Annotated in this window: 12 protein-coding genes and 1 pseudogene; 2 read left to right on the top strand and 11 right to left on the bottom strand. The window is 71.3% G+C overall.

Annotation, left to right across the window (positions count from 1 at the left end; genetic code table 11):
• The 8 genes from narI to AL2_RS14250 all read right to left on the bottom strand — a co-directional run bounded on the left by narI (window position 1) and on the right by AL2_RS14250 (window position 11,016).
• The gene (narI, locus tag AL2_RS14285) at window positions 1-744 is read right to left on the bottom strand and encodes a respiratory nitrate reductase subunit gamma (protein WP_067633996.1); all 744 of its coding nucleotides are present in this window, start codon (window positions 742-744) and stop codon (window positions 1-3) included.
• Window positions 741-1,361 carry a nitrate reductase molybdenum cofactor assembly chaperone gene (gene narJ / locus AL2_RS14280; protein WP_067633994.1) on the bottom strand — a complete coding sequence of 207 codons (621 nt, stop codon included), beginning with the start codon at window positions 1,359-1,361 and terminating at the stop codon, window positions 741-743. Before narJ ends, narI begins: the two co-directional genes overlap by 4 nt.
• Window positions 1,358-2,986 (bottom strand): nitrate reductase subunit beta, encoded by a 1,629-nt coding sequence (gene narH / locus AL2_RS14275; protein ID WP_067633992.1) that lies wholly within the window; start codon window positions 2,984-2,986, stop codon window positions 1,358-1,360. The genes narJ and narH overlap by 4 nt, the downstream gene beginning before the upstream one ends.
• Window positions 2,986-6,666 carry a nitrate reductase subunit alpha gene (locus AL2_RS14270; protein WP_067633990.1) on the bottom strand — a complete coding sequence of 1,227 codons (3,681 nt, stop codon included), beginning with the start codon at window positions 6,664-6,666 and terminating at the stop codon, window positions 2,986-2,988. Before AL2_RS14270 ends, narH begins: the two co-directional genes overlap by 1 nt.
• A gap of 219 nt (window positions 6,667-6,885) precedes the next feature.
• Entirely contained in the window at window positions 6,886-8,931 is a 2,046-nt protein-coding gene (locus AL2_RS14265) for an MMPL family transporter (protein WP_067633988.1), read from the bottom strand.
• A 96-nt stretch (window positions 8,932-9,027) separates the two neighbouring features.
• Window positions 9,028-9,459 carry a hypothetical protein gene (locus AL2_RS14260; protein WP_067633986.1) on the bottom strand — a complete coding sequence of 144 codons (432 nt, stop codon included), beginning with the start codon at window positions 9,457-9,459 and terminating at the stop codon, window positions 9,028-9,030.
• A 139-nt stretch (window positions 9,460-9,598) separates the two neighbouring features.
• Window positions 9,599-9,796: a DUF2795 domain-containing protein gene (locus AL2_RS14255; protein ID WP_067633984.1), complete on the bottom strand. Its 198-nt coding sequence runs from the start codon at window positions 9,794-9,796 to the stop codon at window positions 9,599-9,601.
• Between the two features lie 8 nt (window positions 9,797-9,804).
• On the bottom strand, window positions 9,805-11,016 hold the full coding sequence (locus tag AL2_RS14250; RefSeq protein ID WP_067633982.1) for a hypothetical protein: 1,212 nt from the start codon (window positions 11,014-11,016) through the stop codon (window positions 9,805-9,807).
• A gap of 218 nt (window positions 11,017-11,234) precedes the next feature.
• Here AL2_RS14250 and AL2_RS14245 point away from each other — a divergent pair, with 218 nt between their 5' ends.
• On the top strand, window positions 11,235-11,807 hold the full coding sequence (locus tag AL2_RS14245) for a hemerythrin domain-containing protein (RefSeq protein WP_067633980.1): 573 nt from the start codon (window positions 11,235-11,237) through the stop codon (window positions 11,805-11,807).
• Window positions 11,808-11,817: 10 nt separating this feature from the next.
• Here the strand turns inward: AL2_RS14245 and dacB are convergent, their stop codons facing one another.
• Window positions 11,818-13,344, bottom strand: a complete 1,527-nt coding sequence (dacB, locus tag AL2_RS14240) for a D-alanyl-D-alanine carboxypeptidase/D-alanyl-D-alanine endopeptidase (protein ID WP_067633978.1) — start codon at window positions 13,342-13,344, stop codon at window positions 11,818-11,820.
• Between the two features lie 149 nt (window positions 13,345-13,493).
• On the opposite strand from dacB, the pseudogene AL2_RS14235 reads away from it, so the two are divergent.
• Window positions 13,494-13,628, top strand: a pseudogene (locus AL2_RS14235) (VOC family protein); the annotation flags it as partial.
• Window positions 13,629-13,668: 40 nt separating this feature from the next.
• Here AL2_RS14235 and AL2_RS14230 read toward each other — a convergent pair.
• Together AL2_RS14230 and AL2_RS14225 are read right to left on the bottom strand one after the other, a co-directional pair.
• Window positions 13,669-14,934, bottom strand: a complete 1,266-nt coding sequence (locus AL2_RS14230; RefSeq protein WP_083946497.1) for a cytochrome P450 — start codon at window positions 14,932-14,934, stop codon at window positions 13,669-13,671.
• Between the two features lies 1 nt (window position 14,935).
• Window positions 14,936-15,133: a ferredoxin gene (locus AL2_RS14225; RefSeq protein ID WP_067633975.1), complete on the bottom strand. Its 198-nt coding sequence runs from the start codon at window positions 15,131-15,133 to the stop codon at window positions 14,936-14,938.
• Window positions 15,134-15,184 lie beyond the last annotated feature (51 nt).

The raw sequence follows: 15,184 nt of genomic DNA, 5'->3' as shown, positions 1-15,184 counted from the left end.
TCAGTACGGTACGCCGATCTTGCGCCACTTCCGGCCGCCGGTCCCCGGTTCGGGGGGCGGGGCGGCGCGGCGGTTCCGGTAGACGACGTAGGGCCGCCACAGGTACCACAGCGGGTAGCTCCACGCGTGGACGAGCCGGCTGAACGGCCACACCGCGAAGATCATCCAGGCGGCGGTGGCGTGCACCTGGTACATCACCGGCGCGGCGGCGATCGCCCGGTAGTCGGGGCTGCCGGCGAACAGGCTGCGGAACCACGGCGACACCGTGTTGCGGTAGTCGTAGCCGCCGCCGAACTGCTGGACGCCGAGCGTCAGGTAGATGCCGAGCACGCTGATGATGCCGAGCAGGATCAGCGCGAGGTAGTCGACCGCGCTGGTGGTGGCGCGCACCCGCGGCACGCCCATCCGGCGGAAGATCAGGATGCCGGCGCCGATGAGCACGCCGATCGCCGCGACGGACCCGGCGATGCCGGAGAACAGCGTGTAGGCGCGCTCGGGGATGCCGAGCCACTCGGTGAACGCCTTCGGGATGAGGATGCCGATGACGTGCCCGGCGATGGCGGCGAACGTGGCGTAGTGGAACAGCGGCGCGCCCCATTTGAGGAGCCGGCGCTCCTGCAGCTGGGTGGAGCGGCTCGTCCAGCCGAACTGGTCGTAGCGCCAGCGCCAGACGTGCCCGACCACGAACACGATCAGTGCCGCGTAGGGCAGGATGATCCACCACCACAGGTCCCAGTTCGTCATCGGCGTCCTCCCGCCCCGGTTCCGTCCAGATATCCCGGCGGGGCGAACGGTTCGAGCCCCACCTCCTCGTCCGGCGGCCCCTTCTCCCACGCCCCGCGCACCAGCGCGAGCTCGCGGCGGCTCAGCCGCGGCAGGCCCGCGCACACCGCGTCGAGGAGGCCGGCGTACGGGGTGCCCGCCTCGTGCAGGGCCTTGCGCAGCAGTTCCAGGTCGGCGCGGTGCCGCCGCAGCAGCTTCTCGCCGGCGGGGGTGAGCGCCGCGAAGTCGAGGACGAGCGGCAGGTAGTCCGGCAGCTCGTCGTCGGACGGCTGAAACCCCGCGACCCGGTACGCGGTCTTGAACGCCAGCATCGCCATCCCGCGCTTGCGGGTGTCGCCGTGCCGGTAGTAGGTGAGGTAGAGCGCGCAGCGGCGCCGCAGGTCGAACGTCTCGACGTAGTGCCGCGCGACCTCGCCGGACGGGGTGGCGCGCAGCCAGCCGAGGAACCCCGCGAACGCCTCGCGGGACGCCTTCGGCCCGGTGCCGGCCGCGGCGGCGTCGAGCCGGTCGAGTCCCTCGAACAGCGCCGCGGTCGGGTACTGGAGCAGCACCGACGCGAGCTTGTACGGGGCGTTCACGTCGCGTCGCCTTCCGGGAAGAGGTGCGGCGCGTCGCCGCGGCCGTCCCAGCCGAGCAGGTTGAAGTGGGTCCTGCCGTCGCCGGCCTTGAACGTGCCCGCGCCGCCGCGGACCTCGCCCGGATGGAAGCTCTCCACGCTCGGCGGCCCGTTCCCGCCCATGCCGGGGCCGCCCTCGGTGTCGAGGCTGCAGAACAGCTGCTCGTGCTGGGCGGTGAGCCGCCCGGCGTCCTCGGCGTGCGCCTGCGGGATGACGTAGCGCTCCTCGTACTTGGCGATGGCGAGGAGCCGGTACAGGTCGTCCAGCTCGTCCGCGGTCGAGCCGACCGACGCGGGCAGGTCCTCGTCGAGGTCGAGGCCGAGCTGCGAAGCGCGCTGGATCGCGCGGACGGCGGCGAGTTTGCGCAGGACGTCCCGGACGGTCTCCGTCTTCCCCGCCGTGAACAGGTTGGCCAGGTACTCGACGGGGATGCGCAGCTCGTCGATGGTGGTGAACACCTTGTCGGGGTCGGCGTCGTCGTAGCCGGCGGAGTGCGCGACGTCCGCGACCGGGGACAGCGGCGGGATGTACCAGACCATCGGCAGCGTCCGGTACTCCGGATGCAGCGGCAGCGCCACCCGGTGCCGGACGGCCAGCGAGTAGACCGGGGAGCGCTGGGCGGCCTCGATCCAGTCGGCGGGGATGCCGGCCTCGGCGGCGTCCCGCTGCACCTGCGGGTCGGACGGGTCGAGGAACACCGACAGCTGCGCCTCGTACAGGTCCTGCTCGTCGGGCGTCGACGCCGCCTCGGTGACCTTGTCCGCGTCGTACAGGAACAGGCCGAGGTAGCGGAGCCGTCCGACGCACGTCTCGGAGCAGATGGTCGGCTGGCCGGACTCGATGCGCGGGAAGCAGAACGTGCACTTCTCGGCCTTGCCGGTGCGGTGGTTGAAGTAGACCTTCTTGTACGGGCAGCCGGAGACGCAGAACCGCCAGCCCCGGCAGCGGTCCTGGTCGACGAGCACGATGCCGTCCTCGGACCGCTTGTACATCGCGCCGGATGGGCAGGACGCGACGCACGACGGGTTGAGGCAGTGCTCGCAGATGCGCGGCAGGTAGAACATGAAGACCTGCTCGAACTCCATCTTGACCTGGTCTTCGATCCCGGCGAGGTCGGGATCGCCGACGGCGTTCTCGGGCGCGCCGGCGAGGTCGTCGTCCCAGTTGCTGCCCCACTTCAGGTTCATGTCGCGGCCGGTGAGCGCGGAGATGGAGTGCGCGCTCGGGTTCGGCGTGCCGAGCGGGGCGTGGATCACCGTCTGGTAGTCGTACGTCCACGGGTCGCCGTAGTCGTCGATGGACGGCAGGTCCGGGTTGTAGAAGATGGCCAGCAGCTTCTTCAGCCGCCCGCCCGCCTTGAGCTGCAGCCGGCCGCCGCGGTCGAGCGTCCAGCCGCCCTTCCACCGGTTCTGGTCCTCGTACCGGCGCGGATAGCCGAGGCCCGGCTTGGTCTCGACGTTGTTGAAGTACACGTACTCGGTGCCCGGACGGTTGGTCCACGTCTGCTTGCAGGTGACCGAGCACGTATGGCAGCCGATGCACTTGTCGAGGTTCATCACCATCGCCACCTGCGCCATCGGCCGCATCAGAACTGCACCTCCTGGGAACGCTTGCGGATCACGGTGACCTCGTCCCGCTGGTTGCCGGTCGGGCCGTAGTAGTTGAACCCGTAGCTGAACTGGCCGTAGCCGCCGATCAGGTGCGTCGGCTTGATCACCAGGCGGGTCAGCGAGTTGTCGGAGCCGCCGTGCCAGCCGGACAGCTCCGACTTCGGGGTCATCAGGTGCCGGTCCATCGCGTGATACATGAAGACGGTGCCGCGCGGCATCCGGTGCGTGACCACCGCCCGGCAGGCCACCACCCCGTTGCGGTTGTACGCCTCGATCCAGTCGTTGTCGCGGACGTCGATCTTCGCGGCGTCGGCCGGGCTCATCCAGATGACCGGGCCGCCGCGGAAGAGCCGCAGCATGTGGAGGTTGTCCTGGTACTCGGAGTGGATCGACCACTTCGAGTGCGGCGTCAGGTACCGCACGGTGATCTCCGGCCGGCCGTCCTCGCGGACCCCCTGCTCACCGAAGTGGCGGACGTAGTCGAGCGGCGGACGGTACGTCGGCAGCGCCTCGCCGTACTCGTGGATCCAGTCGTGGTCGAGGAAGAAGTGCATCCGGCCGGTGAGGGTGTGCCAGGGTTTCTTGCGCTCGACGTTCACGACGAACGGCGAGTAGCGGCGGCCTCCGGTCTCGCTGCCCGACCATTCCGGGCTGGTGATGACGGCGCGCGGCTGGACCTGCGTGTCGGGGAAGGTGATGCGCTCGCCGGAGCGCTCTTCGGCGAGGTCGGCGAGGTCCATCCCGGTCCGTTTCTCGAGCACCTTCCAGCCCTGCAGGGCGACGCGGCCGTTGGTGGTGCCCGACAGCGCCAGGATCGCCTCGGCCATCTGCACGTCCCGGGCCAGGGAGGGGCGGCCGTCCCCGGCCCCGCCCCGCACGACGCCGTTGGCCCGGCGCAGGTAGTCGACCGCGCCGGTCGGCACCAGCGTGACGCCCTTGGTGGACGTCCCCAGCGTGTCGACCAGCGGCCCGAGCGCCGCCATCTTCTCCGCGACCGCCGTGTAGTCGCGTTCGATGGTCACCATCTTCGGCATGCTCACGCCGGGGACCGGCGGGCATTCGCCCGTCGTCCAGTCGAGGACCCGGCCGCCCGGCTGCGCCGTCTCGTCCGGGCTGTCGTGCATCAGCGGCACCGGGATCACGTCGGTGCGGGTGCCGAGATGCTCGGCGGCGAGCCTGGCGAAGTCCTCGGCGATGAGCCGGAACGCGTCGAAGTCGGTGCGCGACTCCCACGGCGGCGCGATCGCCGGGTTGAACGAGTGCACGAACGGGTGCATGTCGGTCGTCGACAGGTCGTGCTTCTCGTACCAGGTGGCCGCCGGGAGGACGATGTCGGAGTACGTGCACGAGCTCGTCATCCGGAAGTCCATGGTGGTGAGCAGGTCGAGCTTGCCGCGCGGCGCCTCGTCCCGCCACGTCACCTCCACCGGGCGCAGGTGCTCGGGCGACTCCTGGGCGCGGACGGCGTCGTCCGTCCCGAGGAGGTGCCGCATGAAGTACTCCATGCCCTTGCCGGACGAGCCGAGGACGTTGGCCCGCCAGATCGTCATCACCCGGGGCCAGTTCTCCGGCGCGTCGGGGTCCTCGCCCGCCCATTTCAGCCGTCCCGACGTCAGCTCGTCCACGATGTGGTCGGCGACGGGGCGTCCCGCGGCGGCCGCCTCGTCGGCGAGGTCGAGCGGGTTGCGGCCGAACGCCGGGTGCGTCGGCGTCCAGCCCAGCCGGGACGCCTGCGCGAGGCAGTCGGCGAACGCCCGCCCCTCGAACAGGCCCCGGCCGAGCGGGCTGGCCAGCTCCCCGGCGCCGAAGCTCTCGTACCGCCACTGGTCGGTGTGCAGGTAGAAGAACGACGTGCCGGTCATGTGCCGGGTGGGGCGCTGCCAGTCCAGCGCGAACGCGGTCTGCTGGAAGCCGGTGAGCGGGCGCACCTTCTCCTGCCCCACGTAGTGCGCCCAGCCGCCGCCGTTCACGCCCTGGCAGCCGCACAGCATCGTCAGCGTGAAGAACGTCCGGTAGATCTGGTCGGAGTGGTACCAGTGGTTGGTGCCGGCGCCCATGCAGATCATCGACCGGCCGCGGGACAGCTCGGCGTTGCGGGCGAACTCGCGCGCCACCCGGGCCGCGGCGGCGGCCGGCACCGAGGTGATGCCCTCCTGCCAGGCCGGCGTGTACGGATGCGCGGCGTCGTCGTAGCCGCTCGGCCACTCGCCCGGCAGGCCGTCGCGCGGCACCGCGTACTGCGCCATCAGCAGGTCGAAGACCGTCGTCACCAGCCGACCGGCGACCCGTGCCACCGGCACGCCGCGGCGGACGAGCGTGCCGCCCTCGGTCTGCCCGGCGTCGAAGCGCGGCAGGTCGACCGGCAGCGCGTCCTCGTGCCGCCCGTACAGGGTCAGCAGCGGATCGACCTCGCCCAGCTCCAGGTTCCACTTCCCCTCCCCCGACGCGGTGAAGCGGAAGCCCAGCGACCCGTTCGGCGCCACCGGCTCACCGGTGCGGGCGTCGAGCAGCACGGGCTTGTGCGCGGCGCCCTCGCCGCCGTCCCCCAGCTCGGCGGCGGTGAGGAAGCCGCCCGGCCGGACGGCGTCGCCGTGCTCCTCCAGCGTCACGAGGAACGGCAGGTCGGTGTAGGTCTTGACGTAGTCGGTGAAGTACGGGACCTGCCGGTCGCGGAAGAACTCGGTCAGCACCACGTGGCCCATGGCCATCGCCAGCGCGCCGTCGGTGCCGGGCGCCGCCGCGAGCCAGTCGTCCGCGAACTTCGTGTGGTCGGAGAAGTCGGGCGAGACGACCACGACCTTCTGCCCCCGGTACCGGGCCTCGGTCATGAAGTGCGCGTCCGGCGTCCGGGTGATGGGCAGGTTGGTGCCCCAGATGATCAGGTAGGACGAGTTCCACCAGTCGCCGGACTCCGGGACGTCGGTCTGGTCCCCGAACACCTGCGGCGACGCGATCGGCATGTCGGCGTACCAGTCGTAGAACGACAGGATCGTCCCGCCGATCATGGACAGGAAGCGGGTGCCGGCCGAGTACGACACCTGGGACATCGCGGGGATCGGGGAGAACCCGACGACCCTGTCCGGCCCGTACTCCTTGATGGTGTGCACGTGCGCGGCGGCGATCAGCTCGGTGACCTCCGGCCACGACGACCGGACGAACCCGCCCTTCCCGCGCGCCCCCTTGTACAGCGCGGTGCGCTCCGGGTCGCCGGTGATCTCCGCCCAGGCGAGCACCGGGTCGCCGGTCCGCTCCCGCGCCTCCCGCCAGATCGCCAGCAGCGGACTGCGGACGTACGGGTACCGCACCCGGGACGGCGAGTACGTGTACCAGGAGAACGACGCCCCGCGCGGGCAGCCGCGCGGCTCGTACTCCGGCGAGTCGGGCCCCACCGACGGGTAGTCGGTCTGCTGGGTCTCCCACGTGATGATGCCGTCCTTGACGTACACCTTCCACGAGCAGGACCCCGTGCAGTTCACCCCGTGGGTGGACCGCACCTCCTTGTCGTGCCGCCAGCGCTCCCGGTAGAACTCCTCGGCGCCGCGGCCGCCCTCCCGGTTCAGCATGCGGTAGTCGTCCGACGGCTTCCCCGGGACGAAGAACTGCGCCTGCCGCAGCAGCCCCTCGACCGGCTCCCCCTTGGGCAGCAGCGGCGCCATCAACCTGCGGGGGCGGTCCCCCTCCTGTGTCGCCTGCGTCACCGATGACATGCCACCACCTCGCCTCACGGATCCCGGAGCGTGTGCGCGGTCACAATTACCCGAGACCGGCAACGCCCAACCAGCGAGCCGTCGTTTATGCCGAACCTCGATCCAAAAATGCCCGTCCCCCCACTCGGCCCCTCTCCACGCACGTCCAGTGCGGGGAGTGAGTGGGTCTCAGCGGGAGAGGACGCCCGGCCACCAGGTGCGGGGGCCCGCGTCGCGGACGAGGGCCGGGACCAGCAGGGAGCGGACGAGCAGAGTGTCCATCAGGACGCCGAACGCCACGATGAAGGCGATCTGGACGAGGAACGCCAGCGGGATGACGACGAGGGCGGCGAAGGTCGCGGCGAGCACCACGCCCGCCGAGGTGATGACGCCGCCGGTCGCGGTGAGCCCGCGCAGGACGCCGTCGCGCGGCCCGTGCCGCAGTGACTCCTCGCGTGCGCGGGTCATCAGGAAGATGTTGTAGTCGACGCCGAGGGCGACGAGGAACACGAACCCGTACAGCGGCACCGACGGGTCGGTGGCGGTGAAGCCGAGCAGGTGCTGGAAGACCAGTGCGGCGACGCCCAGGGTCGCCACGTAGTTGAGCGCGACGGTGGCGACGAGGAGGAGCGGCATCGCCAGCGAACGCAGCAGGACGATGAGGATCACCACGATGATGGCGAGGACGACCGGGATGATGACGGCCCGGTCGTGTTCGGCGGCGGACAGCGTGTCGGCCTGCTGGGCCGTGTAGCCGCCGACGAGCGCGTCGGCGCCGGGCACGGCGTGCAGCTCGTCCCGCAGGCGTTCGACGGTGTTCCGGGCCGCCTCGGTGTCGGCGGCGGCCTTCAGCGTGACGTCCACGAGGGCACGGCCGTCGATGACGAGCGGCGCCCCGCCCTGCGTGCGCGGCCGGACGTCCGAGACGCCCTCGGTGCGGCTCGCGATGTCGACGACCTGGGGCAGCGGCTGGGCGTTGGTGAGCACGACGGCCGGGTTGCCCGATCCGCCGGGATAGTGCGCGTTGAGGACGTCCTGCGCCGTCACCGACGATGCCTCGCCGACGAACGTCTCGCTCAGCGGCACCCCGTCCGTGCGGAGCGTGGGCATGAACGCGGCGAACGCGATCAGCACGATCAGGCAGCTCGCCCAGACGCGGCGCGAGTGGCGGGCCAGCAGGCTCGCGATCCGCTCCCAGACCGGGTGCCCGGCCCGCCCCGGGCGCGGCCGGGCGGGCCAGTAGACCGAACGCCCCAGCAGGAGCAGCACGGCGGGCAGGAAGGTGAGCGCGCTCAGCAGCGCGCAGGCGATGCCGATGGCTCCGACCGGCCCGAGCGCCCGGTTGTTGGACAGGTCGCTGAGCAGCAGCGCGATCAGCCCCAGGGCCACGGTGCCGGCGCTGGCGGCGATGGCCCCGGCCGACCGGCGCCACGCGCGCCACAGCGCCGCCGCCTGCGGCTGCCCGCCGGCGAGTTCCTCGCGGAAGCGGGCCGACAGCAGCAGCGCGTAGTCGGTGCAGGCGCCGATGACCAGGATCGACAGGATGCCCTGCACCTGGCCGTCCACCGTCACCGCGCCCTGCTTCGCCAGGTAGTAGGCGATCGCGCTGGCGAGGCCGAGGGCGAACACCGAACCGAAGATGATCACGAAGGGGAGCAGCAGGCTCCGGTAGACCAGCAGCAGGATCAGCAGGACGACGGCGACGGCCACGCCGATGAGCAGGGTGTCGACGCCGGAGAAGGCGTCGGAGAGGTCGGCCTGGGTGGCGGCGGGTCCGGCCACGTAGGCGCGCGTCCCGGGCACCTGCGAGGCGGCCTCGCGGATGCCGTCCACCGTGTCGGTGCTGTGCTCGCCGACATCGGACCGGACCTGCACGACGCCGGTCAGCGCCACCCCGTCCTGCGACGGCACGACCGGGGACGGGGCTTCCACGACATAAGGAACGCTCTGCATCGAGGCGAGCGCGCGCTGCGCCGCAGCACGCTGGTCGGACGAGACGCTGCCGTCCCGGGCCGTCCACACGACGATGGCCGGGATCGTCTGGTCCTTCTCGAACGCGGCCTCCTGTTCGAGGACCCGCGTCGATTCGGCGCTCTGCGGCAGGAAGGACGACTGCTCGTTGGTGGAGACCTCACCGAGTTTCCCCGCGTAGGGGCCGAGCGTCCCGCCGATGGCCAGCCACGCCAGCAGCAGCACCGCGGGCAGGATCCAGCGGACGGCTCGTGATGTGACCATGACCTTCCCGGGACGTCGAGGCGGAGTGCGCACGCCTCCGCCTACCTTCCCCGGACGGCGCGGCGAAACATGATCGCCGCCGCCCCCGCGGGCCGGTCAGGCGTGCGCGGTGGCGGGAAGGGTCGGCCACACGAACGCGTGCGTGTACCAGGAGGCCGCGCCGCCGGCGGCGCGGCGCCTGCCGTAGGTGACGGCGATCGCGGCGAGGTGGGAGCCGGGGCCGTCGCGGCCGGCCCGGTCGGCGGCCGAGTCGTGGATCTCGCCCAGCAGCAGGCGGGCGGGCTGGTGGAGTTCCAGCCGCAGGACGAGCGGGCCGCGGCAGCGGGTGGCGGTCCGGGCGACGAGGTCCTGGACCAGCGGCGCCACCCGGTCGGTGAGGCTCCCCGCGGCCGGGCCGAGCCCCCACGACTGCAGCGCGCCGCGGATGATGCCCCGGACGTTGCCCACCGCGACCCGCCCGCCCGGCAGCTGCCAGCGGCCGGCGAGCAGCTGCGGCTCCAGGGTGGTGGGCGCGGGAACGGTGCTCATGTACTTCTCCGATCACGAACATGCTCCGGGCCGGCGGGCCGTCCCGGCCGGCGAGCGCCGGAGCCGGAACACAGTCGTTGCCTCTTGTGCCCGGTCTCCCCGCGCTCATGCACCGTACGCGAAGTGTTCCCCGCCGGGATCAGGAGGTCTTCGTGATCTCCTTGCTGACCCCGCTGGGGCCGTCGTACTCCCGGTCGGGCATCGACTGGAGCGCCTCCACGATGTGGTCGTCGGCGCCGTGGTCGCGGGCGTGCCTGACCAGGTCGTCCTTGGACGCCGGGTAGTCCATGCCCTTCAGCGACTTCTGCACCTCGATGAACGACGGATTGCCTGCCATGTCTCCTCCTAGGGACGGGCCGCGGGCTTGTCGCGCAGCCGCTGGACGGGGTGGGGGCCTTCGGTCTCCAGGCGGTACTCGTCGCCGAACTTGTCGCGGTGGTCGTCGATGACGCGCTCCTGCGCGCCCCGCTCGGCGTTGATCCGGTCCTGGTAGGCCTCGAACCGCTGGTGGGCCTCCTGGACGTAGCCGGTTCCCAGCGTCGTCCAGTCGATCTGGGTGGTCAGCAGCTCGCGGATCAGCTGCTTGTTGGGCTCGAAGGTGACCGGCTCGGGCAGCTCGGGCGCGAGGACGCTCTCGGGGTCGCGGCCGTCGTGGCGGCGCATCAGGTCGCAGGCGATGCGCAGGTGCTCCAGCTCCATGTTGAGGTGCAGCTCCCAGATGCCCTTCACGCGCGGGTCGGTCTCGGTCTGCATGAACGAGTAGTACAGGTAGCACTCGTTGTACTCATGGTTGACCAGGCGCTCCCACCAGGTCTCGCCCGGGTCGACCAGCGACTCGTAGTGGGTGACGTGCTCCTCCTCCACCAGGCCGATCTCCTGGTAGAGCTGCCGGGCGATCGGCTCCATGTAGAGCGGGCCCATGTTCATGTAGAAGTTCATCGTCTGCTGCTCGGCCGACATGATCGTCAGCGCGTGCAGCTTGGAGATCGGCGCGGCGGCGTTGCGGTCGTAGGGCTCGCGGACGTTGTCGACCGGGTCGCGGTGCTGCTGGTAGCCGGGCCGGCCGGGCATGACCTCGGTGAGCTGGTCGACGATCTTCTCGGCCTTGCGGTGCTCGATGATCTCGTAGAGGTTGGCGTACCGGTACAGGTGGTCGAAGTCCTCCAGCAGCCCGAAGTTGTAGGACTGCTTGAGGTAGGGGTCGGGCTCCTGCCGGGCCACCCACCCGGTCAGGTCGACGGCGACCTGCTCGTAGGCCAGGGTCGTCTCCAGCACGGACGCCTGGCCGGGCAGCAGCCAGTTGACGACCTTCTGCTGCTGCGCCTCGATGTAGCGGACGCTCGCGAGCTGCTGCTTGACCTCCGGGTCGGGGGAGATCCGGGCGAAGTGGTGGCTGAACATGATCGCCTCCACCTCGATCCCGTTCATCGTGATGATGCGGCACCGGGTGTAGGGATCGGAGTGGTCGGGATCGACCGGCGCCACATCGAGCTGCGCCCAGTTGCGCAGCTGGTCCTCCAGCGGGATGCCGCGGTGTTCGAGCGGGTTGAAGGCCACCAGGCTCACCCTTTCCTATCGGCTTTAGGACGGTTCTGGACTGCGCCCCTACCCGGGCGACCCGGATCCGCACGGGATCCGCGCGGGGATTTCGGATCGCAGACGAGGTCTTTGCCGACGCCTCCCCGGCCGTCCGCTTACCGGGTGCGGCTCCGGGTACCCACACGTCCTGCCGTCGACGGGACGGCACGTCACCGAGGGACCGAGGGAAGACACCGATGCAGACGACGCCCCGGAACGCCGAGACCACCGAAGACGTCATCGACCTGCTGAAGGCGCAGCACGGCCGGATCAGGGACCTGTTCGACCAGGTGATGCACTCCGAAGGCACCGAGCGCGAGAAGTCCTTCCGGGAGCTGGTGAAGCTGCTGGCGATCCACGAGACGGCCGAGGAGGAGATCGTCCATCCGGTCGCCCGGCGGCTGCCGGGCGGCGACGGCATCGTCGACGACCGGCTCGCCGAGGAGCGCGAGGCCAAGGAGCTGCTGTCCGAGCTGGACGGCATGGACGTCGACGACCCGCGCTTCATGAAGTCGCTCGACAGGCTGCGCATGGACGTGCTGACCCACGCCCGCGCCGAGGAGCGCTACGAGTTCGACCGGCTCAAGGTCGAGTTCAGCGCGGCCCAGCTCAGGGGCTTCGCCGCCGCCGTGCGCGCCGCCGAGGCGACCGCGCCGACGCACCCGCACCCCGGCACCGAGTCGGCGAAGAAGAACATGCTGGCCGGGCCGATGGCCGCGGTGGCCGACCGCGTCCGCGACATGATCCGCGACGCGCGCGGCAAGGACTGACCCGCGGCGGTCAGCAGCGCTTGATCCAGGAGCACTCCAGTTGCGGGCCGGTCCGCGCGGTGCGCAGCGCGGCCGGCGGCGTGCCGCCGGCGAGGCGGATCGCGATCCGGTCCTCGATGTCCTTGGGCGCGCCGCCCCGGTAGCCGTTCAGGATCACCGAGAAGACCAGCGGGCGTCCGGACGGGTCGGTCACGTAGCCGGACAGGGCGGTGGCGCCGGTCAGCGTGCCCGTCTTGGCGTGGACGTTCCCGGCGGCCGGGGTGCCGCGCATCCGCGACGTCAGCGTGCCGCCGGCCATGCGGTCGGGGTCGCCGGCGACGGGCAGCGCGCGGTACCAGACCGGGAACCAGCGCGCCTTCCGCACCCGCCCGAGGGCGGCGCCGACGTCTCCCGCCGTCGTGCGGTCGAGCCGCGACAGCCCCGACCCGTCGGCCATCTCCAGCCGCGCGGACGGGACGCCGAGGGAACGGGCGTACCGCTCGATCACCGGCAGCCCCGCGTCCCAGCTGCCCGCCCCCTTCGCCTTCCGCCCGATCGCCTTGACCAGGATCTCGGCGATCATGTTGTTGCTCAGCTTGAGGAACGGGACCATCAGCCGGGACAGCGGCATGGACGTGCGGGAGGCGATTCGCGCGCTCCGTGCGGGCGTCCTGCCGCGCTCGGTCGTGCCCTTCACCTGGACGCCGTGGGCCAGCAGCGCCTTCCGGAAGACGTCCGCCGCGTACATCGTCGGTTTGCCGACCGTGCGCAGCGTGGAGAAGGTCGAGCCGCTCACCGGATACGAGCCGCTCACCACGATGGTGTCGCTTCCGACGGCCCGGTTGATCGACAGCGTGGACGGCGAGCCGGGCCGCCCCGTGACCGTCCTGTTGTCGATCTTGACGACGTCCGTCGCGGGGGTGAGCCCGACCTGGACGGGTCCGCCCTCCGCACCGGGCCCGATCGACACGTTGATGGAGCCGGTGTCGAAGTCGTCGTTCGGCGCGACGTTGAGCGCGGAGATCGGCGCCGCGTAGTAGTACTGCAGATCGGTGGGGTCCCAGTGGGACGGCGTCCGGACGGCGTCGAACCAGGTGTCGTCCGCGACCAGGTCGCCCTCGACCCGCTTGATGCCCTTCGCGGCGACCTGCGCGGCGAGCCCGTCGTACTCGGCGGCCCGCATCGTCGGGTCCCCGGTGCCCTTCAGGTACAGGTCCCCTTTGACGGACGAACCGGACACCTTCCGGGCGAGCACGCCGGTGTGGAACCGGTACCCCGTCCCGAGCAGCGACAGCGCCGCGCTGGAGGTGTAGATCTTCAGGTTCGAGGCCGGCAGCACCGCCGTGGCGGCGCCGCGCGAGTACCGCACGGCGCCCGTCCGCGCGTCGCGCACCACCGCGCCCACGGTGGCGCCGTCGAGCCGCGCGTCGGCGAGGATCGCGTCGAGATCGGCCGGCAGATCCCCCGGCGCGGACGCCAGAGCGGGGACGGCCGGCGCGGTGAGCATGACGGCGCCGGCGACCAGGACGGCCGAGATCCGCACTAATTGATCACGCATGACGTGAGCGTAAACCATCTCAACTCACCAGTCAGGAGTTCGAGTAAGCGAGCGAGTGATCGAATTCACCGCGACCCGGACATAGGGTCGGCGGCATGGCGACACGTCTCGTGCAGATCAACATGAAGGCTTGGGATGACGTTGCGCTCGGCGAGTTCTGGGCGGAGGCGGCCCGGCTGCGGGCACTCGGCGCCACCGACGCCGACATCGGCCAGGACGACGTGCCGTGGACGGTCCTCGCCGACCCGGAGGGCAACGAGTTCTGCGTCCTCAGCCCGGCCTGACGCGGCGTCTTGAGCCGGCCCTGGAGCGGCTCCGCGACGGCTAGCCGCGGTCGATGCGGAGGGGAAGGGTGCGGGGGCCCCGGACCTGGCCGGCGGCCCACGTCACGACGGACGGGTCCGCCAAGGTGAAGGCGGGGATTCGTTCCAGCCAGACCTCCAGGGCCACGCGGAGCTCCATGCGGGCCAGGTGGGAGCCGACGCAGCGGTGGATGCCGAGGCCGAAGGCGGCGTGGCGGTTGACCGCGCGGTCGATGACGACCTCGTCCGCGCGGTCGAACTGCGCCGGGTCGCGGTTGGCCGCCGGGAACGACAGGAGCACCCAGTCGTCGGCCTTCATGTCGACGCCGCCCCAGTTCATGTCGTCCCGCACCAGCCGCGCCATCGTGACCGGCGCGTAGACGCGGAGGAACTCCTCCATCGCGGTCGGCAGCAGCGACGGATCGGCGACCAGGCGCTCGCGGTCGGCCGGGGTCTTCGCCAGATGCCACAGCGAGGCGCCGATCGCGCTCCAGGTGGTGTCGATGCCGGCGATCAGGAGGAGCGCCATCGTCCCGGACACGTGGGACGGTTCGAGCTTCCGCCCGTACAGTTCGGCGTTGATCAGGTAGGTGGTGAGATCGTCGCGCGGGTCGTCGACGTGGTCGCGGATCTGCTCGTACAGGTACTCGAACAGCTTGTCCATGCGGGCGATGCGCTCGTCCGGCGGCAGGTTGACGCCTTCGAGGGTGTTCTCGACGAACTCGCGGAAGCGGGGGCCGTCCTCGGGCGGGAAGCCGAGCATGTCGGCGATGACCCGCATCGGGATGTGCTGCGCGTAGTCGTGCGCGGCGTCCACGACGTCCCGGCCCTCGAAGGAGTCGACGAGCGCGTGGCAGAACGCCCGCGTGCCCGCCTCCAGCTTCTGGACCGCGGACTTCTTGAACGCCGGCAGCAGCAGCCTGCGCGCGTCGTGGTGGAACGGCGGGTCGGACGAGATCGGCGGCGTGACGCCCACCGGGGCGACGTCCGCCGGCGGGCGGTAGTTGCTCATCACCACCGACCGGGACGTGAAGCGGTCGGTGTCGTAGGCGATCGCGGCGACGTCCTCGTAGCGGGTGGGCAGCCAGCCGCCGCCGAACCGCTCGGTCCGCGCGACCGGGCAGCGCCGCCGGAGGTCGTCCTGGATCGGGTACGGGTCGGCGGCCCATTCCGGTTCCAGGTGGGAGAAGTCGGTCGCCCAGTCGGACACCGGCCCGGTGACGACCTCGTTGCGGATGCCGAGCGGGGCGGTGTCACGCGTCCTGGAGAAGCGGTCGTCGGCGGCCATGTCAGCCCTCCTCGACGGTGATCGCGCGTTCGGGGCAGTTCGCGACGGCGAGGCGGGCCTCGTGCTCCCCGCCGTCCGGGACGACGCCGTCGCCGAGGACCGTCCCGTAGCCCTCGTCGTCCTCGCCGAAGAGCTCGGGCGCCAGGTCGTAGCAGCGGCCGTGCCCTTGGCAGCGTCCGGAGTCGATGCGCACCTTCACTGGGTTCCTCCTTCGGGGCGGCCGAACGGCATTAAACGGCCGTTCACCTGA

The sequence above is a fragment of the Actinomadura latina NBRC 106108 genome (assembly GCF_001552195.1).
Classification (GTDB): Bacteria; Actinomycetota; Actinomycetes; order Streptosporangiales; family Streptosporangiaceae; genus Spirillospora; species Spirillospora latina.
Note: the sequence above shows the minus strand (reverse complement) of the source record. Positions and strands in the feature narration are given on the sequence as shown.